This is a genomic window from Candidatus Bipolaricaulota bacterium (genome assembly GCA_035528115.1).
Taxonomy (GTDB): domain Bacteria; phylum Patescibacteriota; class Patescibacteriia; order UBA11705; family DATKZF01; genus DATKZF01.
In genome coordinates this window covers 45,279-69,847 of the sequence record DATKZF010000003.1, presented here as the reverse complement: position 1 = coordinate 69,847, position 24,569 = coordinate 45,279, and the positions used below count along the sequence as shown (strand labels likewise).

The following is a 24,569-nucleotide window of genomic DNA, read 5'->3' as shown; positions in this document are numbered from 1 at the left end:
ATTATGGGCCAAAAATTTTATCTGCCAAGGATTTTACCCTGTCTGAGTAAGTGGGATAAAATTTACAATGGGCTGTGTCTGGATGCGCCGCGGGATCAATCCCAATCAATCTCCAATTAAAATTGCGCGGATCGCTATGAACTCCTCCTTCGCAGTGAGCCACTACCTTAGCTCCTGGGGCGCGCGTCCTGATGTCTTGTATAAGCAATGCCAGGGACACGTATTGCGACACTGATTTTTCTGGCGTGCACTTGCTGATAGCGTATTGTTTATTGTTCGCGGTCGCTTTTTTGCACGGATATTTGCCGTCTTTGCAGGCTGTCAGGCAATCATCTACCCTACTGTAAATGAATTTCGATGGCAAATCATTTTCCAAATCTATGCCGATGCCGGCGGAATTATACGCTTGAGCGTGGTAGGCGACTTTTTCTTCTCCCAATGTTTGATATATCGCCCCGCTTCTATTGATTGTGTAGTGAGAAGCCGGGCAACTCTGATAGCCTTTTTCTTGACATCTTTTTGTCCAAAAACTCACATTGAACGCGGCGCCGCCGCCGTCGTGCAATACGATATATTTTATGCTGCTTACTTGCCTTTGGCGTGTCGCGTTGCAGTCGAGTTTACCTAGAAGAGAAGTATTCGCCATGCTAAATCCGGATGGCTTGCTTGCCTTACCTGTATCCGTGCAACCGGCTCTTTCGGTTGGTATTAATTTTTCAGGATCTGTTTGTTCAACATTCGGTGGCGTTATCGCTGCTGCCTCCGCAATCGCGAAAGATTCTTCCCATGCCAGCCTTTCCGCCTCAACAACTCCAATCCCAATAGGTCCCAATCGCGTCAATGCCGGATTGATCAAATTCAAAAGCAAATACGAACTGAATAAAATTGTCAGGCCCGTGATCGAGCCGATGATGTAGCCTTTGGCCTGGCCGATTCTTTGCGGATTGCCGGCCGAGGTCAGGTATAAAATTCCGGCGATCATGATCATGATCACGGCCAAAATCGAGCCGATACCCATGGCGTATTTGTAAACCGCGATGACATATTCGGAAATCCAAGGCAGGCTGGCCGCGCCGCCGCCCGCGGTGGCCAAAACGACATCGGAAAAATGGAGATCCGGAATGGGCACGGTAAGTTTTGGTTTGATGGCCGGCGAGGTGGCCGGAGCCGGTTGTCCGGGCTCGGCCGCGGTCTCGGCCGGAGCGGAAGTTACAGCCAGCGCAGCGGCTTGGCAATCGGTTTGGCAGACGGCGGGGGTCGCTTCGGCATTCATCGTTTTCGGTTTGGCGCCAAGTCCGCACATGCAGATTTTTTGATTATTGTAATTGGGGCATTGAGTTTTGCATTGATCGTTTGTTTGCGAAATTTGAGTGTTGCAATCGCAAAAAATGGAATTGACCGTGGGCAAATTCGCGCTCGCGGCGGCCGCGGCTTGAGCCGCGCATTGAGTGTCGCATTGAGTCGAGTTTGCGACTGATATTGTATTGCCGTTGTCGCATTTGCATATCTTTGAATCAGCGGGCGTATTTGAACATAAAGTTGGGCATTCGCCGCTGACAGGGCATTCGCAATATGATAGGATTTCTGAATTAGTTATATTGCATTGATTAACGCACTCGCTTTGGCTGGAAACGCTATAATCATTTCCATTGGCGCACTGGCATATTTTCGCAGCCGTACTTTGCCCTTGGCATGTTAGCGCGCAACCGCTTTGAGCGGCGCAATCGCAAAAAACCGAAGCCCCGAACGAATCCTGGGCGCTCAGTGTTAAAAAAATCAAGCTGAAGAAGAAGTAAATAAATATTTTTTTCATAATTTATTGAAAAAGTTTATCAGCAAGTTCTTTGACCCTCTCTTCATAAATGGGAAAATATTTACAATAGCTCGGATTTCTGTCTTGATGCGTCTCAGTGCTTTGACCCAGTTTTGACCAGTCAAAGTTTCGAGGATCGGTGTGCCCGCCCCATTCGCAATGAGCGAAAGTGTGGCTTATGTCATAAGAATAGCCTGTTCTGCCGGCAATGCTCTGCAATAATTTTTTCAGAGAATCATACTGGGCTTGGGTATATGTGGGTGTGCAGAATTCGATCGCGGCTTCCTTTGTGTTTTCAACCCCTTTAATCTTTTTATCTTTCACCAATCCCAAGCAAGTATTGATTTTGCTCCAATAGTATGCTGTTCGGACATTGACTTCCAAATCAATTCCAATGGAGTTCTTGTTGGGTATTCCATTTGGGTCACATTTATCTTTTTTTCCGGTTCTTTCATTAAAAACTTTTCTACATGGAACATGAGCCGCGACTTTTTCTTCACCTAACATTTGATAGATTGTTCCGTCGCGGTTGATCGTGTAGTGGCTGCTTATGGTTTTTCCTTCTTTTTTGTATTTATTAATCCAAGATTTTACATTTTTTTCGGCGGTTGAACCCTCATGAATGTATACTCTGGTTATGTTAGCTAAACTTCTTTGGCCAAGGCTTAAACAATTCATTTCCTGATATTTTGAAAGCAAGGATGCGTTGCCAATCCCACTGGGTTTACTGGGTTTACAATTGTCTGGATCTAGCGCAACTACAGGCAATACTTCTCCTGACGGGCGGGGAGCGGGCGCCGAAGGCGCGGCTCCGGGAATGGGGGCGTAATCTCCGGCATTAACATCCTCTCTGCCCACGGCTTCCGCGTCTTGGAATTCTATCTCAAGTTGTTCCAAAGAAACGGTTTGAAATTGGAGACTGCCTAATTTTGTTAATTGAGGATTGATAAAATTCAAAATCAAATACGAAGAAAACAAAACGGTCAAGCCGATCACTGAGCCGACAATATAATCTTTGGCCTGTCCGACTCTTTGAGGATTGCCGGCTGAGGTCAGGTACAAGACCCCGGCGATCATGATCATAATAATGCCCAAAATAGAACCGATGCCCATGGCGTATTTGTAAACGGCAATGACATATTCGGAAATCCAAGGCAGGCTGGCCGCGCCGCCGCCAGTGGTGGCCAAGACAACATCGGAAAAATGGAGATCGGGAATGGGCACGTATAATTTGGGTTTGATGGCCGGCGAGGTGGCCGGAGCCGGTTGTCCGGCTTCAACCGAGGTTTCGGCGGGCGGAGAGGTTTCCGTTTGCCCGGCCGCCGCGGTTTGGCAATCTGTTTGGCAGACGGCGGCGGTCGCATCCGCGTTCATCGTTGTCGGTTTGGCGCCGATTGCGCACATGCAGATTTTTTGATTATTGTAATTGGGACATTGTGTTTTACATTGATCGTTTGTTTGCGAAATTTGAGTGTTGCAATCGCAGAAAATGGAATTGACTTTGGGTAAATTCGCGCTCGCGGCGGCCGCGGCTTGAGCCGCGCATTGGGTGTCGCAGACCGTTTGATCTATAGCGGTAAAGGATTGTCCGACTTCGCATTCGCAAATTTTATCCGAATCTTGATAGCCGCTGCAAAGTATTTGGCAGTCGCCGGTTCTGTTTTGGCAATCGCAAAAAGTATTGGCCGCGTCAGCCGGCCTGATTGATAAAACGAAAAAAATGCAAAAAGCGAAAAGCGCGATTTTTTTCATATTTTATTTCAATTGAATATTATGCAGCTGCCCCAAAGCTTTGTCCGTGAAGTAAAGATATTTGCCGTCCGGAGAAATTTCCATGTTTTGAATCGTGTAGCTGTATTCCGGTTCGGCGATAATGACCTTTGAGCCCGTATTTAAATCTATTTTGTATATGTAGTCCGGTATGGTGTCCGCGATTGTCGGCTGAAAACCCGCGTCGCTGGGCAGAGATTTGGGCACGGCGCAGTACATGATGCTTTCTCCTTGGAAGACGCATTTATCGATCCAGGTGTTCAGATTGAGAGAATTGTGGTTGTAGCCCACACTGTCGCCGACGGCGTCAACGATATAAAGATTGGGTTTGTTGTCCGTTTCCGCGCTATAGGCGCTGTAAACCATTCTCTTGCCGTCAGGCACCCACTTGGATTGCACGAATTGGCCCTTGGCATCGATCGCTCTGAAATTTTCTTCGTTTTGTCCGATCATGTAAATCGTGGTCGAGGACGCGTTTTCGGATTTGTAATAATTGGCGACCGTGTTGCTTGTCGGCGACCAATTGATTTCCACTCGGCTGCCGCGGTCTCCCAATGTTTCCAAATATTTTTGTTTGGAACCGTCCGGATCGGCGATAGCCAGCCAGTTGTAATTTTCATTGACATTTATATCTTTGAAAGCGATTTTCGAGCCTTGATCGTTGAACTGAAAATCTTGCCACGACTTGGGCAGGGAAGTCTGCTTTTGCAATTTAAAATCGTACAAGATGTTCGAGCCGTCCGGAAATTCCAAAATAGCCTTGTCTCCGTTTGACGCCCAGGCGATGTTTTGCGCGTTGGGATAAGAAGTGTTGGACTTTTTAGTGGTCGTGCCAAAGGAGCTGATTTCGTAAAAATAACCATCCTGAGGATTGTAAAAGAGAGGATTGTTTTGTCCTGCCGGCATATTGACCGCGGCCACCGCGCCCGTGAAATTGGTGGCGACTTTGGTGACGCCGCCCGCAGCGATGGCGGAAATACCGGTCGGAGCCGGGACTTTGGTGATGGTTTTGGGAATTCCGGGAATTCCGGGCAAAGCTTCATTGACCGGAACGCCATTGACGATTTGATTGGTCACGCCTCCGGCCGGACCCGTGGGCAAACCGCCCGCCGCTTCATTGGTTGCCTCATTTTCGGTAATCACCGGGGCGGCTTGTCTGAAAAATAAATAATAAATTCCATAACCGGCGCCGGCTGCGATGATTAAAATAAGTGCGGCCAAACCGATTTTTTTTACGGGCAGATTTGATAAATTCATATTTTTTTTTGTTAAAAGTAATTGGTAAAGAGTAATGGGGAATGGGAAATAGAAACCGGAAACCGGAAATTGGAAACCGGGGATGGAGAAATCTATTCCGAAGAATTAGGAAAAGATCTCTCCGCTTCGGTCGAGATGACAACGATGGTTAATTAGGAAAAGATCTCTCCGCTTCGGTCGAGATGACAACGATGGTTAATTAGGAAAAGATCTCTCCGCTTCGTCATCCTTCGCCGCGGCTTCGGACGACTTCCTGCCTGCCGGTCTTCGACTCCGAGCTCAGACTCGAGGAGCAGGCAGGCGGTCGAGATGACAACAGCGTCGGCCTTGTTTCTCTGTCTTTCTGTTCTTTTGTTATGTGATACGTGTTACGTGCTCCATGCTTCATGTTCCATGATATGTGATCCATGATACGTGATATGTGATATGGCTCCATGCGTCACAACATGCCAAGCTGGTGCGCGATCATTATAACTATGAATAAAATCAGTAAAATAAGCAGACAGAAAGGATTGCAGCAAACGAGCGGCACGAATATTTTTACAAAGGTGGAAATCGCTTTTTTTGCGGCTTTGACGACTTTTTGAGCCGGTTCTTCCGGCCGCGCTTTGCCCGGGCTTGCCATTTTTCCGAGTTTGCCCAATCCCGAGCCGCCCGCGGAGACCGCCGAGCCTCCCAAGGACATGGCGCCGCCCGCTATTTGCAAAGGCACGCCGACAATCGCGCCGATTCCGGTTGATGACAGGGCGCTGCCCGTCGCGCCAACGGCTTGTCCCCCCGCCTTTATGCCTTTGCCAGCGACTTTCATGCCTTTGCCCGCGACTTTCATGCCTTTGCCCGCGAGTTTGGCGCCGCCTCCGGCGACGCTCCTTGCTCTCCTGACTTTGTCTTTCATCTTTCGCCGTTTCAATCGCCTGGCCATGGTCAGCTCGTCAGCCGCTCGATCCGGAGCCGGAGCGCTGCTTGGCGCGGCTTTTTGTTCACTATAAGCCAGCCCGCCTCTTTTCGGCGCGGGTTCGTTATTGACATCGGTATTTTCAGTCGCGTTGACATCCTGTCTTTGATTGTCATCGGCCGCCGCGGCTTGATTGATCGGAGTCATTTATTTTATGTTTATATTTTGGCCGTCGAGAGTTATTTCAATGAGAGAATTATCGGCGGAGCTGATTATTTTTTCCGTCAGGGGTTCAATGATTTTTTCTTCGATTATTTTCAGCAGAGATCTCGCGTTTTTCTTTTCGCATTGCTTGGCCAGGGTGGCGGCGATTTCATCGGAGAATGTCATTTTTTTGCCGGCGGCCTCAAGCCGGTCTTTTATCTTTGCTAATTCCATTGTAGCTATTTTTTCCAAATTATTTAAGTCCAAGCTGTTAAAAACTAAAATTTCATCCAAGCGATTTATGAATTCCGGCAAAAAGAATTTTTTGATTTCGGAAATGACATTGTCTCCGCTGTCTTCCTTGCCGTCGCCGCCGAAGCCGATTTTTATTCGCTCGTTGGAATTTCCGAGATTGGTGGTGAAAATTATTATCGCTTGCCGAAACGATATTATTTTTCCGGCCGCGTCAGTCAATTGCCCTCTGTCCAAGATTTGCAGAAATAAATTGTAAACGCTTTTGTGCGCTTTTTCCACTTCATCCAACAAAATAATGCTGTGCGGTTTTTTCTTGACCTGATCCGTGAATTTATTTTCTTCTTGGTAGCCCACGTAACCCGCCGGAGCGCCGATCAGTTTGGAAATATTGAATTGTTCCGAGAATTCGGACATGTCCAGGCGAATTAAATTATTTCTGCCCGCGAACAGGGAGTTTGACAGCGCTTCGGCCAAATAGGTTTTGCCGCAACCGCTCGGTCCGGCAAAGATAAAAGAAGCCAGCGGACGTTTGCCGGCATTGAGTCCGGTGTATGATTTTTTAAGGGTTTTTACGACTTTTTCGATAATGCCATTTTGGCCAATGACAATATTGGATATTTTTTCATTTAGACCGGCCAGGTTTCCGCTTTGGGTCAGGCTGATTTGAGATAAATCAATGTTTAGTTTTTGCGCCAAAACTTTTTGAATATCGCTCGCTTCAAGCAGGGGCAGAGATTTTTTGTCCGGGTTTTGCCCGTTTTCAGCCTCGATGTTTTTTTTGAGCTTGCGTATTTGTTCCCTGATGTTAATGGCTTCGTGGTAATTTTCTTCCAGCACCGCTTTTTCTTTGCGGCCGCGCAAAATTTCGATTTGTTTTTGCAGGTTTTTGGTTTTTTTGATTTTCTCGTTGGCCGCGGGATTTTCTATTTTCAGCATGGCCGACGCCTCATCGATCAAATCCAGAGATTTGTCAGGCTGGAATCTTTCCGGATTGTATTTTGAAGACAAGTCAATCGCGGCCAGCAAGGCTTGGTCGCTGATTTTTATTTCGTGAAAGTCTTCATAACATTCTTTCAATCCTTGCAATATTTCAAAGGTTTCTTCGCCGGTCGGTTCGCCGAGCGACAACGGTTGAAATCTTCTGGCCAGGGCGGCGTCCTGGCTGATGGTTTTTTTGTATTCTTGATCGGTGGTCGCGCCGATGCATCGGAGTTCGCCTCGAGCGAGCAGAGGTTTGAAAAGATTGGCCGCGTCCAGCGCGCCGCTGGCCGAGCCCGCGCCGGTGATGGCGTGGATTTCATCGATGAATAAAATTATTTTCGGATCCGATTTTATTTCTTCCAGAATTTGTTTGACGCGAGATTCGAAATCGCCGCGGTACATGGTGCCGGCGACCAAGGAACCCAAATCCAAAGCCATAATTTTTTTATCAGCCAAAATGTCAGGTGTTTTGCCTTCGAGAATTCTTTGCGCCAGGCCTTCGACCAGCGCGGTTTTGCCCACGCCCGGCTCGCCGAGCAGCAGCGGATTATTTTTATTCTTTCGGCACAAAATTTGAATCAGTTGGCTGATTTCTTTTTCTCTGCCGATGAGCGGCATGAATTTTTTTTGATTTTTGGGATCGGTCAAATCAACGGCGAAAAATTCCAGCAGATTTTGTTTTTTGTCGCCGGCCGGGTTATCGATAATGTCTGTCGGCATGTCCGCCTGGAAAAAATTAAACATATCGCGTATTTCCGGAAATCTGGAAATACCGCTAAAGCGGGCTTTAAGCTGGGTTTTGATATTGGCGCGGTTTATTTTATTGGAAAAGATTTCTTTCAAATCATTGCTCTCGTCCGAAATGATGGCATGAAACAAATGTTCGGTGCCGATGAACGGATGTTTGTTTTCGAAAGCGGTTTTTGCGGCGCGCAAAACGATTTCTTCCGTGGATAAAGACAGTGTCGGCAATTTTCTCAAAGTTTCCGAGGATTTGTGTTTGGAAACGGTGTCCAAAATTTTGCTTTCCAGCGATTTCGGACTGAGCAGTTCATTGGCAATGGTGCCTTTTTGCTTGATCAACGCCAAAAGCAGGTGCGCGGGCAAGACTTGCTCGCAACCCGTTGCCTTGGCTATATTAAAGGCTTTATAAATGGCCTTTTTTACGTTGTTGTCGAATTTGTCGCTGTACATAATCATTATAAATTTCTTTCCATGCCTCTGAGTTCGCCGATTCTTTTTTCAATCGGCGGATGAGTGGAAAATAAGCCGGTCAAAAATTTTTTTTGCCCGAAAAACGGATTGGCGATGTAAAGATGGGCCGAGGCGTTGCTGGCTTTGGCCATGGGTCTGTCGTAAGCTGAGATTTTTTCAAGAGCTTTGGCCAAGCCTTCAGGATAGCGAGTCAAAAGCGCGCCGTCTGCGTCAGCCAAAAATTCTCTTTTTCTAGAAATGGCCAATTTGATCAATTCGGCGATCAAAGGAGATAAAAGAGATAATACGATGCCGACGATAATCAAAATTCCTCCTGCTTGGCCGCTTCGATCTCGCGAGCGTCCGCCGAAAGCGGAGAATCTGAAAAACCAATTGGCCATGAGCGCCACCGTGCCGACCAGAATCAGCACCATCATCATCAGTCTGATATCGTAATTTTTTATGTGCGACAATTCATGGGCGATGACGCCTTCGAGTTCTTCGTTTTCCAGCTTTTCAATCAGGCCCGTGGTCAAGGCGATCGAAGCCATCTCAGGTTTTCTGCCCGTGGCAAAAGCGTTGGGCGCCGGGTCATTGATCAGATAAATTTTCGGCATGGGCAGGCCGGCGGTGATGCATAAATTTTGCACCAATCGATAAACGTATTTATTCTCCGATTCGGCTATCGGCCCGACCGCACCGGCGGAAGCGAGCGCGATTTTATCTCCTTGAAAATAGCTGACCAGCGTCATGACCAGCGAAATGACAATAGCCAAAAAGACGAATTCGAAAAAGTATCCGGTCAAATATCCGAAAATCGCGCCCAACAATAACACAATGATAATGAAGATGGTTACCAGAAAAAAACTTTTTCTTTTATTGGAGTCTATTTGTTTGTACATATTTCCTGGATCATGGAACACATATCACGTAACACGTATCACATAACACATAACATGAATCATTGTTACATTGTTACGAATTACAAGATTCCATTTGGCCTACAGACGAATATTACAAATTACATTCACCCATAGCATTATGCTTAAGAAGATTGTAATTAGTAACAAATAACCTGAAAGCTAAATAGAATATTGTAATTCGTAACATTTATCAAACAAGCAAAAGCGCTTAACTTTTGCCTGTTTAACGCCGAGTGAATTGTAAAAGATTATTGCGGCTTTGATTCGCTTTCTCCGTTCATGTTTTCCGGTTTATTTTCCGGAGCAGGAGCCGGAGTCGCCGGTTGTTCGTTCTGAAAACTGACTTTCACGTTTTTCTTTTCTTCTTCCTCCGCCTCGAAATATTCGAATTTTTTAAATCCTAAAGTTCCGGCAATCATGTTGTTCGGAAAAACTTCGATTTTGGTGTTAAAGTCTCTGACATTGCCATTGTAAAATCTGCGGGAAGATTGAATTTTATTTTCCGTGTCGGACAATTCATCTTGCAGTTGCAAGAAATTTTGATTCGCTTTCAATTCCGGATAATTTTCAGCGACAGCGAACAAGGTTTTCAAAGTGGAAGAAAGCATGTTTTCCGTTTTGGCTTTTTCTTCGGGCGTGGTGGCCGCCATGGCCATGTTCCTCGCCTCGGTGACTTTGAGAAATGTCGATTGCTCGTGAGTGGCGTAGCCTTTGACCGTTTCCACCAAATTGGGGATCAGATCATAGCGCCTTTTCAGCTGCACGTCGATATCGGACCAAGCTTCTTGCGTTCTGTTTTTCAGCTTGATTAAACCGTTGTAAATTCCGACCAGCCAAAGGGCGATAACCACGATCGCTGCAATGACTATTAGTAAACCTGTCATAACATTTTTAAGTTAATATTAATTACGAATATTTGATTGTTTGTTTAAATATTGTATAATGAATAAACGGGAATGTCAAAAATCGTATTTAATAATTCAAATAGCCTTTTTATGAAAAAAACAAAAGTTCTAATCGCCGTTTTGGGCGTTGCTTTGATGTCTTTGGCCATGCCGGCCGTCTCTTTGGCCGGTGAGTCCATGCCGCAAAATATTTATATTCCGGCAGGGCAAGATGTCGAGACCAATTTCATCGCGGCCGGTCAGTCCATTGACTTGGGCGGCAATTTCAAAAAAGACGTTTACGTCTTCGGCAACATGGTCAATGTCACCGGTAATATAGACGGCGACTTGATCGTTTTCGGTTCATATGTTCGAATCTCCGGCAATGTGGCCGGCAATGTGCGCGGCGGAGCCAGCAGTTTTGAAATCGACGGCAAAGTCGGCAAAAACGCGACCGTGGCCGCCGGTATTATTTTCGTCAAGGAAAACGCCGAGATCGGCTGGGATTTGATGGCGGCCGGCGGTTTGGTCAATGTTAACGGACCGGTGAAAGGAACTCTCAGCGTCGCGGCCGGATCGCTCGAAATCAATTCTGCCATTGATCAAGGGGTTAGGGCCAGCATTGATAAAGAAGGTCAATTTATTTTGCATTCCAGCGCCAATGTCAAAGGAGGCATAACATACTCCGCGCCGAATGAGTTGATAAGCGAAGATGGCGCGATCGTGGAAGGCGAAGTGGTGAAAAAAGTCAATGTGGCGGCTGTTAGCGCCGAAAAATCGCGAAATAATTTTTGGGGCAAAAAGATCTTTTCATTCGCCGCTCTGCTTTTAATAGGTCTTTTGCTAATGGCCGTTTTCGGCAAATTCGGCGAACGGGTGGCGGCCAAGGCCATGGAAAGATTCGGCGTCAGCTTGGGCCTCGGATTCTTGGCGCTAATACTGATGCCCGTCGCTTTTGTCATTTTACTGATTACCATCATCGGCGCGCCGTTGGCCGTCGTTTCCTTGGTTTTGTTCTTGGTGATGTTGTATGTTTCGAAAGTCTTCGCCGGTTTATTCGTCGGGTCTTTGTTACTGAAATATTTATTCAAAAAGAAAAAAATAGATCGTTACTTGGGATTTTTGATCGGCTTGGTTGTCTTGTCCGTTATCGGCTTGATTCCGTTTGTCGGAGGAATGGTCTGGGTTGTTCTCGTCTTGGTTGGTCTGGGAGCCTTTATTTTGGCGATCAAGGACAGTTCCAAATCTTAATCGTTTTAATAATTGGAAAGCGCTCCGTCATTATTTCGGCGGGGCGCTTTTACTTGTGGTAATTCCATTTTTTCTGTAAAATTGAATTTGTATAACCTTAAAAAGGATATTTTATGAAAGACCATGAAATTTTCAAGGCCTATGATATTAGAGGCGTTTATCCCGAGCGGATAAACAAGGAATTCGCTTTTTTGCTGGGCCGAGCGGCTGTGGCCTTTGCCAGTGCCAAGACCGTGCTGGTCGGCGCCGATGCCAGAATTTCCAGTCCGGAATTGAAACAATCTTTGATCGAAGGCATCATTGACGGGGGAGCGGAGGCGATCGATATCGGCTTGGCTTCCACGCCGCTGTTTAATTTTTCCGTTTTGACTGACAAAAAAGTCGATTTGGGAATTATGGTGACGGCCTCGCATAATCCCAAAGAATGGAACGGTTTTAAATTCTTGGATAAAAACGGCGAACCGATCGGACTGGAACATGGTTTGAATAAAATCAAGCATTTGATGGCTGAGGCCGAGTTCGAACAAAAGGAAAAAGGCGCGGTCAAAGAATTGAATTTTCAAAAAGAATATTTGGATAAAATTTTATCCTTGATCGATATTGAGAAAATCAAGCCGTTCAAAGTGGTCATTGACACGGCCAATGCCGTGGGAGGACTTTTGATAGACCAAATCATGGATCGTTTGCCTTGCCGCGTTGAATATTTATTTAAGGAACTTGACGGCAATTTCCCCAATCATGAGGCCAACCCCTTGAAAAAGGAAACTCTGGTCGCTTTGGTGGCCAAAGTCAAAGAAAGCGGCGCGGACTTGGGAGTGGCCTTTGACGGCGACGCGGATCGCGTCGGTTTTGTCGATGACCAAGGAAATATTTTGTCAGGCGATATCGCAACCGCGCTTTTGGCCGAGAAAGTTTTGACCAAGCATCCGGGCGGCAAAGTCATTTATGATCTGCGCTCCGGCTGGGCGGTCAAAGAGGCGGTTTTGAAAGCCGGCGGTCAGCCGGTCATGTTCAAGGTGGGCAGGACATTGATTATAAAGGAAATGGCCAGACAAAAAGCGGTTTTTGCCGGAGAATTGTCCAGCCACTTTTATTACCGTGATTTCTTCAATGTCGAGTCCGCTGATTTGACCATGCTTTACATGCTTGAATTGCTGTCGGAAAAAAATGAAAAATTATCGAAAATGGTCAGGGCGGTGGATGTTTATTTTCGATCGGGTGAATTGAATTTCGAAGTCAATGACCAGGACGGCGTCATGAATAATTTAAAATCAAAATACGCGGCCGGCGCCAAAGACGTTTCGCAAATGGACGGGATCAGAATAGAATTTGATGATTGGTGGTTCAATGTGAGAGCATCGAACACCGAGTCGGTGCTTAGATTGAATTTGGAAGCAAAGACCAAAGAGATGATGGAGGCAAAGACGACTGAAATATCAGCTTTGATTAAGCATGAAACATAAAGTAGGTGGTAGGTTATTAGGTTTTTAGGGTTGGATTTCATAGCTTCCCTAAGAACCTACGACCTAACAACCTCGTAAATTAATAATGTCATAACTATTCCCAGTTTATTTATGATTGGAGTATTCGATTCAGGCCTGGGCGGCTTAACGGTCCTTAGGCAATTATTGAAAAATTTGCCGCAATACGATTACTTGTATTTGGGCGACACGGCCCGCGTGCCTTACGGCAATCGCTCGGCCGAGGCGATTTATGAGTTTTCCAAACAAGCTTGCGATTATTTGTTTGAGCAAGGCTGTGAATTGATTATCGTGGCTTGCAATACTTCCTCAGGCTTGGCTTTGAAAAGATTGCAAGAGGATTATCTGCCGGTGAAAAATTCCGAGACGAAAAGAATACTCGGAGTCATCAGGCCGGTGGCGGAATTTTTCGCCGTAAAAGATTATAAAAGAATCGGGGTCATCGGCACCAGGGGCACCATCGCGTCAAATGTTTATAAAAAAGAATTGGAAAAATTAAAATCAAAAGCCAAGATTTTTCAAGCGGCCACCCCTTTGTTCGTGCCGCTGATTGAAGAAAATTGGCTCAATCGTCCGGAAACCATGAGGATTTTGAGAACTTATCTGCGGCCGTTAAAAAACAAAAAAATTCAAAGTTTGATTTTGGGTTGCACTCATTATCCGATTTTAATCAAGCAAATCAGGCGGGTGATGGGAAAGCAAGTCGATGTTCCCAACCCGGCCAAGATCGTGGCCGAGTCGCTGAAAGATTATTTGAAAAGACATCCTGAAATCGAAACGAAATTGGGTAAAAATAAAGAGAGAAAATATTTGGCGACTGATTTGACGGAGAATTTTGAAAAGATGGCCGAGAGGTTTTTGGGACAGAAATTAAAAATCGAGCAGGTTGATTTACGTAGCACGTAGCATTGTTACGAATTACAATATTCTATTTAGCTTTTAGGTTATTTGTTACGTATTACAAGATTCTCAGGCTTAAAGCTATAAGTTAATGTACTTCCTGCCTGCCGGTCTTCGACTCCGAGGTCGCTCAGACTCGAGGAGCAGGCAGGCGTAACAACCGCTTGGAAGCTAAATGGAAGAATGTAATTCGTAACAAATTACCCATTACTTTTTACTCATTACTAATTTTAAATTATGCTCCTAACTGCAATAGTCTTCATCATCATTTTATCCGTCTTGGTTTTGGTTCACGAAATCGGCCATTATTTCACGGCCAGAAAGCTCGGCGTCAAAATCGAGGAATTCGGCATCGGTTTTCCGCCCAAAGCTTGGGGATACAAAAGCAAAAAAACCGGCATCCTTTATTCGGTGAATTGGATTCCTTTGGGGGGATTTGTGAAAATAAAAGGCGAGGACGGAGCGCATAAAGAAGACAAAGACAGCTTTATTGCTCAAAAAGTTTGGAAGCGTTTTGCAATAATCATCGCCGGCGTATTCATGAATTTCGTTTTGGCCTGCGTTTTATTGTCAATCGGTTTTATGATCGGCGCGCCGCAAATTATCGATAACGGCGATAACTCCGCTTTATTGAAAAACAAGCAAGTTCAGGTGTATGAAGTCTCTGCCGATTCGCCGGCCATGGACGCGGGACTGGAGCCGGGCGACGCCATTTTGGAAATAGACGGTCAAGCTTTGTCGTCGTCTTCGCAAGTGGCGGAAATTATCAAAACCAAAGAAGGACAAAGCGTTGACATTAAAGTCAAAAGATACGACGAGACACTGGCTTTGTCCGTTTCTCCCGTTTATTTCGAGAATTTGGGACAGCCCGGCATCGGCGTGAGCGTGGTTTCGACCGCCATCGTATCTTATCCGTGGTACAAATCTTTGTGGCTCGGTTTGAAAAGCGGGACATTGCTGACCGGACAAATCGTCAAAGGTTTGGCGATCGTGATTAAAAATTTGGTGACGACCGGCCACGCCGGCCTTGATGTCGCCGGTCCGGTGGGCATTGCCGTCTTGACCGGACAATTCACCAGAATGGGCATTATTTATGTGATTCAATTCGCGGCGCTCTTATCGATTAACTTGATGATAATCAACTTCATTCCGTTTCCGGCGCTCGACGGCGGGCGGGCTCTTTTCCTGCTGATTGAAAAATTGCGCGGCAAGCCGATCAATCAAAAAATCGAGAATATCATTCACACGATCGGTTTTGCTTTGCTGATTTTATTGATTATAATGATTACAGGCAGAGACATATTCAAATTCAAAGACGTTTTCGCGAATATTTGGAATAAATTTGTTTCATAAAAATATGAAAGAAAATGTATTGAGAAAGTCGGAGGTTCCCGCGCAAGACAGGGAGCGAGCCATTGCAATCGGAAAAACCATAGCCGATTTTGACAGAGTGCTGGCTTGGCCAATACTCGAAGACGAGTGGGTGAGTCCTGAAAGTTATAAAGATAAATACGCCAGAAAGGAAAGTCAAAAAGTTTTTGAAAATAAATTGAGAACGACCTGGGCATCGATTGTTTTGGGAGACATCCAATCCGCCATCGATGATTTTTTTGACGAAAAAGAGGCGGAGAAAATGATGAAAAAAGTGAATTCGCTGCTTAAAGAATATAAGGATCCGGAAAATGTCATGTCGCAAGATGAGCAGGAAGACGTTAAAGCGTATAAATTGGCGAACAGAAAAAAAATGGTGGCTAAGGTGGAAGCTTTGGCGAAAGAAGTGATTGATGATCTTATGGTTCAGTTTGAAGAACAATCCGCGGCAGCATGAGTCATGGAGCACGTATCACGCCTGTATCATGAATCATGTATCATGGAGCATGGAACAAAAGAACAGAGAAATAAAGAGACAAGTCTGCCGCTGTTGTCATCTCGACCGCCTGCCTGCCGGCAGGCAGGAAGTCGTCCGAAGCCGCGGCGAAGGATGACGAAGCGGAGAGATCTTTTCCTGATTTTTGGGAATAGATTTTTCCATCCCCAGTTTCTAGTTTCCGGTTTCCAGTTTCTAATTACTTTTTACTCACTAAAATAAAAATTATGCCCATAAAAATCGCCATCAACGGCTTCGGCCGCATCGGCCGCGCGGCTTTTAAAGTTGCTTTGGAAAACAAAAAAATAAAAGTGGTCGCCATAAATGATTTGGTGGATCCGGAAAATTTGGCTTATCTTTTAAAATACGACACGGTTTACGGCAGATACGATCGACAGGTTTTCGCGGGCAAAGATTTTTTGAAAATCGATGATGTTAAAGTTCAAACATTCGCGGAAAAGGATCCGGCCAAACTGCCTTGGGAAAAACTGGGCGTTGACGTGGTTTTGGAATGCACGGGATTTTTTACGGACAAAGACGGCGCTTTCAAGCATATAAAAGCCGGCGCCAAAAAAGTCATAATTTCCGCGCCGACCAAGTCGGCCGATTTAAAGACTTTCGTGGCCGGCGCCAATGAAAATAAGATTTCCAAAAAAGATGTCGTTATCTCCAACGCGTCCTGCACCACCAATTGCGTTTCTCCGATCATGGCGATCATGCAAGCCAAATTCGGCATTAAAAAAGCTTTAATGACCACCATCCACGCGTACACGGCCACGCAAAAATTGGTTGATGGCCCGGATCCCAAGGACTTTAGACGCGGCCGCGCGGCCGCTATGAATATGTCTCCCACTTCCACGGGCGCGGCTTTGGCCACTGTCAAAACCTTGCCCGGGCTGAAAGACAAATTCGACGCGGTGGCGGTTCGGGTTCCGCTGTCTTGCGGTTCGTTGTCGGATTTTACCATTGTGACCAAAAAGAAAACGACCGTGGCCGCGGTCAATAAAGCTTTCATGGACGCGGCCAAGACCGCGCGTTATAGGGAAGTTTTGGGCGTGTCAAAAGAGGCTTTGGTGTCTTCGGATATCGTGGGCACGATTTATTCGGCCATTGTCGATTTGAATTTTACGAAAGTCGTCGACGGCGATTTGGTGAAGATCATGGCGTGGTATGACAATGAATACGCCTATAGTTATCATTTGGTGAAGATGGTTGAGATTTTAGCTTCGAAGTAATCACTAAAGAGTTATTTGTCATTTCGACCGTACCGTGCCGCCGGCGAGCGGCGCGGGAAGCGGAGAAATCTATTCCAAAAGGATTACAAAAAGGGATCTCTCCACTCCGGTCGAGATGACAGCGTTATTATGGAGAAACAACAAGCCAAAGAAAGAATTGAAAAAATAAAAAAGCAAATGCGCGAGATCGACTACGCGTATTATGTTTTGGATCGGCCGATCGTCTCTGACGCGGCGCGCGACACGCTAAAAGACGAATTGGAAAGATTGGAAAAACAGTATCCGGAATTTGTCACGCCCGATTCGCCGACGCAAAGAGTGGGCGGCAGAGTTTTGCCTCAATTCAAAAAGATCAAACATCAAGTCAAAAAATATTCGTTTGACGATGTTTTTTCTTTTGAAGAGCTGCATGATTTTGATAAAAGAGTCAGAAAGTTTTTGAATTTATCCGCTGGCCAAGAGCTCAGTTACGCTTGCGAGTTGAAAATCGACGGTTTAAACATGTCGTTTCATTATAAAAAAGGAATTTTTGAAAGGGGAGTGACGCGAGGCGACGCGGTTTACGGCGAAGATGTCAGCCACACAGTCAGAACCATAAAGAGTTTGCCGTTAAAATTAAATGAGCCCGTGGATATTGAAGTCGGCGGAGAAGTTTATTTGCCCGATAAGTCATTTGAAAAAATAAACGCCAAATTGAAAAAAGCCGGCAAGGAAGAATTTGCCAATCCGCGAAACGCGGCGGCTGGCACGGTTCGGCAGCTTGATCCCAAAGTGGCGGCGGAAAGAGATCTTGATGTTTTTATTTATTCTTTAATTCAAGGTCAAAAGCAACAGACGCAAATGAAAACTTTGGATTACATGAAAAAATTGGGATTTAAGGTTAATGAAAATCATGTTTTTTGCAAAAATATTTCGGAAGTGATCAAGTTCGCGGAAAAGGTTCACAAGATGCGGGAGAAATTGCCGTATGACATTGACGGCATTGTGGCCAAAGTGGATCGAATCGACTGGCAGGAAAAACTCGGCAGAACCGCGAAGCTGGCGCGTTGGGCAATCGCTTATAAATTCCCGGCCGCGGAAGCCACGACCATTGTTGAAAAAATAGAAGTGCAAGTCGGCAGAACCGGCGCGTTGACTCCGGTCGCGCATCTTCGACCCGTGAAATTGGCCGGCTCCACGGTCAGTCGCGCCACTTTGCACAATGAGGATTTTATCAATGAAAAAGATATTCGAATCGGCGACACCGTTATCGTGCACAAAGCCGGGGACGTCATTCCCGAAGTGGTTCAATCATTGCCGAAAATGAGAACGGGTCGCGAGAAAAAATTCAGCATGCCGAAAAAATGTCCGATTTGCGGCTCGAAAGTGGAGCGAAGACAAGGCGAGGCCGCCACATATTGCGCCAATGATAAATGCTTTGCCAGAGAATTCGAGAGCTTGGTTCATTTCGTTTCCCGCAAAGGTTTTGACATTCGCGGCTTGGGTCCGAAAATAATCGAGCAATTGATGAATGAAGGCTTGATCAGCTCGGCCGCGGATTTTTTCGAATTGACAATCGGCGATTTGCAGCCGCTGGAAAGATTCGCGGAAAAGTCTTCCGAAAAACTGGTGGAAGCCATTCAAAAAAGCAAAAAAGTTCCGGAGCACAAGTTTTTATTCTCGCTCGGCATTCGTTTTGTGGGAGAAGAAATGGCCGAGGAATTGGCGAGAAGTTTTCCGGAAAAAGAAATTTCAAATTTGATTAAAAAAATATCCTCAAAAAAAGTCAAGGAATTGGAAGACATTGAAGGGATCGGGGAAAAAGTGGCTCAAAGCGTTTATGGCTTTTTCCACGAGCAGAGTGAAATAAGAGAATTGCTCGAGCTTAAAGACAGGGGAGTGGAATTGATTCCGCCGGTCAAATTGAAAAAATCAGCCTTGACCGGAAAAACCATTGTTTTGACCGGCAGCATGGAATCCATGTCTCGCGATCAGGCCAAAGAAAAAGTCAAAAGCTTGGGCGGCAATGTTTCGGGTTCGGTGTCCAAGGAAACTGATTTGGTCGTGGCCGGAGCTGAGCCGGGATCGAAATTCGGTAAGGCGAAGAAGTTGGGAGTGAAGATTATTGATGAAAAGGAATTTTTGAAATTGCTTAAATAAAAAAAAATTAAAATTTCAAACGCCTTCCAGACTGACCGGAAGGCGTTTTTTCGTGTTGTGTCCGGGCTTGGCCGGACTTGTTTTTACTTGATCAGCAACGGACCTTCCACCTCTTCGCCGCAGCCCGTTACGAGCCACAGCTGAAGGGTGTCGGTTGCCGCGTCCATCTCGGCCGTGTTGACGAAGATGTCCAGCGTCCTCGGCGCGCCGGGAGTGATTGTCAGCGGGTTGTTGATGTTGAAGATCACTAAGCCGTTCTCATCGCCCGAGAGATCGGCCAGGTAGTCGGCGATCACGAGCGTGGTCTCCGTCTTGAGACGCCAGGTCTCCACGTCGCTGTCCGGCGTGGCGATCTGGACCGCGACGCGGAACGTCAACGTGTCCACGACCGCGTTCTCGCCGATGGCGGACAAGCTGATTCTGGCCACGTGCGCATTCACGTTCATGACCAGGTTCTGCGGACCGTCGGCCGCGAAGGCCATGACGAGCGCCTCCAGGCATGGTTGCGGACAGTCGTCCGGACATGAGTCGTAGGACTCTTCCGGCTCGCAGACGCCGTTGCCGCACTGGGGAGTGCAGCCGCTGGCGTCGAAGGCGCAGTCGAGGCAGGCGAGCGAACCGCCCGTGAATTCCCATCCGAGCGAGGTGCAGTAGGATCCCGCGAGGTTGTCGCCATCGCAGTCCTCTCCCGCGTCCACGTTGCCGTCCCCGCAGGTCGGGGGCACTTCGTTCGAGCACTGGCTGGTGTCGAACGAACAGTCCGCGCAGGACAGGTGCCCGGCGTAGAAGCCGAGCGTCTGACAGTTGACGTCGTCCGCGGGGACGCCGTCGCACTGCTCGCCCGGATCGAGCGCTCCATTGCCGCACAGCTCGACCGGCGCGTCTTCGATCATGTCTTGCGTCGGCAGGTCGGAACCGGCCTCGATGGCCGAGTCCTCGCCGGCGTCCTCGATGGTCGCGTCGCTCGTGACTTCGGCGGCGCTGACGTCGCCGGACGTGTCGGGCATGAACGTCTCTTGGAGGTCGTTGCCCGAGAAATCGAACACGGCGACGTCCTGGGCATCGCCCAGTTGTGGCTTGCTGCCGTTGTCGCCGCAGCCCAGAACCAGTACGCACGCGAACAAGCAACCGAAGTGTTTCATGGCTTTTTCCCTCCTATTGGAAAGCCGTTGAACACGAATTACTACCCAAGCCCCGCTTATTTTAGCAAATAAACAAGGCTTGAATGGCAATTATCCGCGGAATTCATATTTTTGCACAGTTTGAGGAATATGTCAATGGTGATTTTAAAATTAGAAACGCCTTCCAGAGTGATCCGGAAGGCGTTTTTTCGTGTCTCCTTGCCTCAACCGTCATGGACGGTTGGGCGGAAAAGGGCGCTCTATGGCTTGAGCAACAGACCGCCATACTTATCGCCTCTAAAGAGGATGTCAGCATGTTGGTAAGTGCCGATTCCGTTGATGCTCCAAGTGAAGTTTGCATTTGAAGCGTCATCCAACCAGAGCTGGATGGAATCGCCCTGAGACGTCATCATTGACGTATCACCCCAAACATACAAGTACTTGGTCTCGCCGGCCGGAACTCTCCAGTCGGTGGTAACATCTTCGAAAAGGAACTTAACGCTGGTGGCGGAACACGGAGCGATAGCGGTGGGTGTAGCCAAAGTGGTTCCATCTGCGTCTTTCAAGTAAACATCTCCTGTCGCCGTGCCGGCGCAAGAAGAGCTGATCTTGAAAGTAATATCGCCGGTAGCCGCGTCGAACGTGATGTCCTTCGCGCCGTCAGCGGTGACCGCTAATTTAGCCAACAAAGTGTTGGCGCTCGGGATCAGATTTCCGGACGGAGTGTCCACCGCGAAGGCAACACTCGGTACGGACTCGAACACGTAGTGGCTGTTGACCTCAGGGTCAGCTGCAGCCGCCGTGTCGATGACGACGACCCCCGACTCTCGTCCGACCGCTCTGAAGTTCGCGGATTCGGCCACCGTGAGTCTGATTGAATCGCCATTGTCCGCGCTACCCGCGACCGTGTTCAGATCCGTAAAGATCCGGACATCCGCGGCCGCATCTTTCGGGACATAGATGTCCAAGTTGTTGAAAATTGCAATCCCGTTCATGTCCGGGATCGCGGCCTTGGCTTCGGTCTCGCCGAGGCTGTTCGTATAGCTTACTCTGACGGCACCGATCTCATCATAGCCATTGCCGTCGGCATCGTAGACCTGCATTCTCTCGACGATGAAGGCTTCGCCGGTCGAAGCGAATTCGACCACGGAAACCAGGTTGTTCGAGGTGCCGGCCACGAGCAAGGATGAGACGGGTGTGCTTGTTGCTTCGGTCAGGTCCAGGATGCCGCCACCGGTTGCGGTTTGCCAGACATCCGGTTCCTGGTTGCCGTTTTGCAGAACGACATTGACCGCCGTGCCATTGCCATCTTCGGCGTCAACATCGCCAGACTCCTGGATCGTCAAGGCGAAATCGTCGTCATCTCCGCTCAAAGGAGCTGTGGTCGACAACGTCGCTTTGACCAACAGAGCTTTTGTACTGCCTGATGGGACTGTCCAGTTCAACGAGTCGAACTGAACGGTGATGTCGCTGGCATTGACTGTCAGGTTCTTGGCGTCGGCCAGCGGGGTTGTCGGAGTCCCTGCGTCGTAGATGGTGACTGTCGCCAAAACGTTTTGGGCGCCCGAAGTGTCATCGACATCCGCGGTATCGCTAAAGCCGTTTTGGTTGTTGTCGAGGTACACCGTCAATTTCACGGAATTGACCAGCGCGTCAGCGGAATCGCCGGCCGTGAAGATGAATCCTACGGCCGGAACTCCGTCAGTGCCTTTGACGTAGGTATTGCCGGAAGCCGGCATGCCGGCGACATCGACAGTCAAAGTCGCGGCGGCGGCTTGCTGCTCGCAGACGAAATTGTCTTGCGAGCAGATGAACCCCGGTGTGCAGTCCGTGTCGAGGACGCATTCCACGCACCAGTAGAACGGCGCATACCCATCGGGAAACGCATCGCTTACGGGTACGGTTTGGACTCCCCATGCGCAGATTGGCGTCTGACCACCGCATCCGACAGACTCCCATTGAGACATGTCCACGGGGTCGACGTCTTGCCGACAAGCCTGGCAGAAGCTGGCATCCAGTACTAGCGAATACACGCAGTACTGGCCCCAGGCGGCATCCGCGCAGTCATCGTCGACTTCGCAGAAGCTCACTCCGTCCGGCGGCTGGTCGCAGCCTTCATCCACCTGCCCGTCGCAGTTGTCGTCGAGGCTGTTGCCGCAGACTTCGGGCAACGACCAGTTGTAATCGGTTGTCCACCGCGAATTTTCGTCAGCGGATGAACACCTGAGCGCGAGGTTGTTATGGCAAACGACTGTCCCGATCTCGGAACAGTAGCCATCGAGGAATTCACCGTTACGGGCGTATCCTCTGCATGGCTGGCCGAGATACTCGGCGAAATCTTCGTCGGTTTCGCCGTCGCAGTTATTGTCAATCCCGTCGCAGAGTTCCTGCGCGCCGGGAAAGAGCGAATCATTTCCGTCGTCGCAATCGCCCGCGAATGGGCTGTAGCCGTCGCCGTCCTGGTCGACGCACATCCCGCTGATTCCCAGCTCCTCTTCGATGGTTGCCGACTGGTATGTTTCCAGCCAGTCGAAATTATCGGCGGAGGTGACTGTCTGACCGGTCGTGTACATGCCCCACATGACATTCCACACCGGGTGCGTTCGCTCCCAGGCGGTCGACCCGTAGTTGGACGAGTAGATCTCATCCAGCACGGTGATCGGATCGACTTCTTTCCGCGTCGCGCAGTGATCCACCACGTAGCGCTGGCTCGAGTCCGTCGTGCTTCCGGTGACGAATGCTCCGGGACGAAGGGTGACGTTTTTCATGCCCATTGGAATCGATGCCAACACAAGGAGTGAAACGTCGTAGACCTGCTGGCAGATCTCCTCGTTGGGCGAAACGGGGATGCCGTATTCGTCGAGGGGAGAGTACCAGGAATCTAGCTCGAGCGTAGTCGGGAAGACATACCTGAATCCGTCACTGGCGTAGTAGTACACTGAGCTGTACTCATGCGTCTTGATCAACATGCCCGCTTCGGGATGAGTAGTAGTCAGCGGGCTGGCGCCGCAACAGCCGCGGTAGCCGATCAGGATGCCGTAGTTGGTGTAGACCGGCTCGCAGTAGTGCGGGGCCCCATCTTCTTCACAGTCCTCGTCCACCTGCCCGTCGCAGTTGTTGTCGTAGATGTCGCCGCAGATTTCCGTCTGCAGCTGGCATTCTTCCAGCGGCGGAGGCGTGCACAGCATCTCTCCGTTCTCACAGAGGTTGACGCCGAGGATCGGCACGTCGTGGTCGTGCAGACTCAGCACGGCCGTGCAGGCAATACCCATATCCGGGTCGTCCTCGTCGGTCGCGCCGTCGCAGTCATCGTCGATGTTGTTGCAGTACTCGATGGCCGCGGGGTTGACGTGACTGTCGCTGTCGTCGCAGTCGTTGTCAAGGTCGACGATCCAGTCGATGTATCCGTACGGCGCGGAGAGACAGTCGGCGGCCTGAATCATGTTTTCGGGATCTCCGTGCCCGTCTCCATCCGCGTCGCGGAGGAAAAACTGGATCGGGTAGCCCTCGTCGATCTGGCCGTCGCAGTCGTCGTCCAGGCCGTTGCAGCTTTCGATGGCATCCGGATGGATGTCGCGGTTGTCGTCGTCGCAGTCTCCGTCGAACGGACTGAAGCCGTCTTTGTCAAAGTCAAAGTCGGGGTCGCAGCCCTCGTCCACCACGCCGTCGCAGTTGTCGTCGAGAGCATTGTCGCAGATTTCTGCGTTTTGCCGGCATAGCTCGACCGGTAGCGGCGTGCAGATCATGCCGGCGATCCCATGGCACCTCTCCGTACCCTGAACGGCAACGTAATTGCCGTTGTACTGGTTCATCGAGATGCAGAAATCGTCCTGCGACGGATCGTCCTCGTCTACCTGCCCGTCGCAATTGTTGTCCAGTTCATCACAGACTTCGGTCGCCGTCGGGTTGATGGTCGGATCGTCGTCGTTGCAGTCGCCTTCGAACGGCGAGAAGCCGTCGTTGTCCTCATCGTAGTCCTGATTTGGCAGGGGAACGCATTCCCCATCTACGAGGATGGTACCCGCGCCACAGGCCACGTTGCTGGGAGGGATGACGCACTGTTCGTCCGTCACTCCGTCCCCGTCGTCGTCGATGCCGTTGCAGAGTTCGTCTTTCGGACGGCATTCTCCGTCCACTTTGATGGTGCCCTCCCCGCATTCGAGCGCGGGACCGGCGTCGGTTTCCACCTTGCGGGTGGACGCGCTGTTGCCGCAGCTTGCGGCCAGAAGAACAACCATAAGACACACGATCATCCGTTTCATCTAGCATCTCCTCTTTTCCCGCTCTCAGCGGGAAGCATGGTGGGTGTTTCGGAACAATCTCCGATCTTTGCCCGCTATGTGATTATATCAAGCAAGGATTGGAGCCCAACGAATGAGGTTGGGCGAAAGGTGGGAAA

General features: G+C 48.7%; 16 protein-coding genes. 7 read left to right on the top strand and 9 right to left on the bottom strand.

Annotated elements, in window-relative coordinates; all coding sequences use genetic code 11:
* Position 1 precedes the first annotated feature (1 nt).
* The 7 genes from VMX18_02350 to VMX18_02320 form a co-directional block, all read right to left on the bottom strand.
* Positions 2–1,813: an N-acetylmuramoyl-L-alanine amidase gene (locus VMX18_02350; protein ID HUT22233.1), complete on the bottom strand. Its 1,812-nt coding sequence runs from the start codon at positions 1,811–1,813 to the stop codon at positions 2–4.
* A gap of 3 nt (positions 1,814–1,816) precedes the next feature.
* Positions 1,817–3,565, bottom strand: coding sequence for an N-acetylmuramoyl-L-alanine amidase (locus VMX18_02345; GenBank protein ID HUT22232.1), 1,749 nt, complete (start codon positions 3,563–3,565; stop codon positions 1,817–1,819).
* 3 nt (positions 3,566–3,568) lie between these two features.
* A complete protein-coding gene (locus VMX18_02340) occupies positions 3,569–4,840 on the bottom strand; it encodes a hypothetical protein (GenBank protein HUT22231.1) in 1,272 nt (423 codons plus the stop codon).
* A gap of 439 nt (positions 4,841–5,279) precedes the next feature.
* A complete protein-coding gene (locus VMX18_02335) occupies positions 5,280–5,942 on the bottom strand; it encodes a hypothetical protein (protein ID HUT22230.1) in 663 nt (220 codons plus the stop codon).
* Positions 5,943–8,369 carry an ATP-dependent Clp protease ATP-binding subunit gene (locus VMX18_02330; GenBank protein ID HUT22229.1) on the bottom strand — a complete coding sequence of 809 codons (2,427 nt, stop codon included), beginning with the start codon at positions 8,367–8,369 and terminating at the stop codon, positions 5,943–5,945.
* 5 nt (positions 8,370–8,374) lie between these two features.
* Complete coding sequence (locus tag VMX18_02325; GenBank protein ID HUT22228.1) at positions 8,375–9,271, bottom strand: M48 family metallopeptidase; 897 nt, start codon at positions 9,269–9,271, stop codon at positions 8,375–8,377.
* A gap of 269 nt (positions 9,272–9,540) precedes the next feature.
* Positions 9,541–10,176, bottom strand: coding sequence for a LemA family protein (locus tag VMX18_02320; GenBank protein ID HUT22227.1), 636 nt, complete (start codon positions 10,174–10,176; stop codon positions 9,541–9,543).
* A 111-nt stretch (positions 10,177–10,287) separates the two neighbouring features.
* Here VMX18_02320 and VMX18_02315 point away from each other — a divergent pair, with 111 nt between their 5' ends.
* The 7 genes from VMX18_02315 to ligA all read left to right on the top strand — a co-directional run bounded on the left by VMX18_02315 (position 10,288) and on the right by ligA (position 19,049).
* Positions 10,288–11,427 (top strand): hypothetical protein, encoded by a 1,140-nt coding sequence (locus VMX18_02315; protein HUT22226.1) that lies wholly within the window; start codon positions 10,288–10,290, stop codon positions 11,425–11,427.
* Between the two features lie 113 nt (positions 11,428–11,540).
* Positions 11,541–12,890, top strand: a complete 1,350-nt coding sequence (locus VMX18_02310) for a phosphomannomutase/phosphoglucomutase (protein HUT22225.1) — start codon at positions 11,541–11,543, stop codon at positions 12,888–12,890.
* A 111-nt stretch (positions 12,891–13,001) separates the two neighbouring features.
* A complete protein-coding gene (murI, locus tag VMX18_02305; protein ID HUT22224.1) occupies positions 13,002–13,814 on the top strand; it encodes a glutamate racemase in 813 nt (270 codons plus the stop codon).
* 231 nt (positions 13,815–14,045) lie between these two features.
* Complete coding sequence (gene rseP / locus VMX18_02300) at positions 14,046–15,161, top strand: RIP metalloprotease RseP (protein HUT22223.1); 1,116 nt, start codon at positions 14,046–14,048, stop codon at positions 15,159–15,161.
* A gap of 4 nt (positions 15,162–15,165) precedes the next feature.
* Positions 15,166–15,636, top strand: coding sequence for a hypothetical protein (locus VMX18_02295; protein HUT22222.1), 471 nt, complete (start codon positions 15,166–15,168; stop codon positions 15,634–15,636).
* 266 nt (positions 15,637–15,902) lie between these two features.
* Positions 15,903–16,910, top strand: a complete 1,008-nt coding sequence (gap, locus tag VMX18_02290; protein HUT22221.1) for a type I glyceraldehyde-3-phosphate dehydrogenase — start codon at positions 15,903–15,905, stop codon at positions 16,908–16,910.
* 129 nt (positions 16,911–17,039) lie between these two features.
* Positions 17,040–19,049, top strand: coding sequence for an NAD-dependent DNA ligase LigA (gene ligA / locus VMX18_02285; GenBank protein HUT22220.1), 2,010 nt, complete (start codon positions 17,040–17,042; stop codon positions 19,047–19,049).
* Between the two features lie 83 nt (positions 19,050–19,132).
* On the opposite strand, the gene VMX18_02280 is transcribed toward ligA, so the two are convergent.
* Positions 19,133–20,191, bottom strand: a complete 1,059-nt coding sequence (locus VMX18_02280) for a hypothetical protein (protein ID HUT22219.1) — start codon at positions 20,189–20,191, stop codon at positions 19,133–19,135.
* A 239-nt stretch (positions 20,192–20,430) separates the two neighbouring features.
* Complete coding sequence (locus VMX18_02275; protein HUT22218.1) at positions 20,431–24,408, bottom strand: MopE-related protein; 3,978 nt, start codon at positions 24,406–24,408, stop codon at positions 20,431–20,433.
* Positions 24,409–24,569 lie beyond the last annotated feature (161 nt).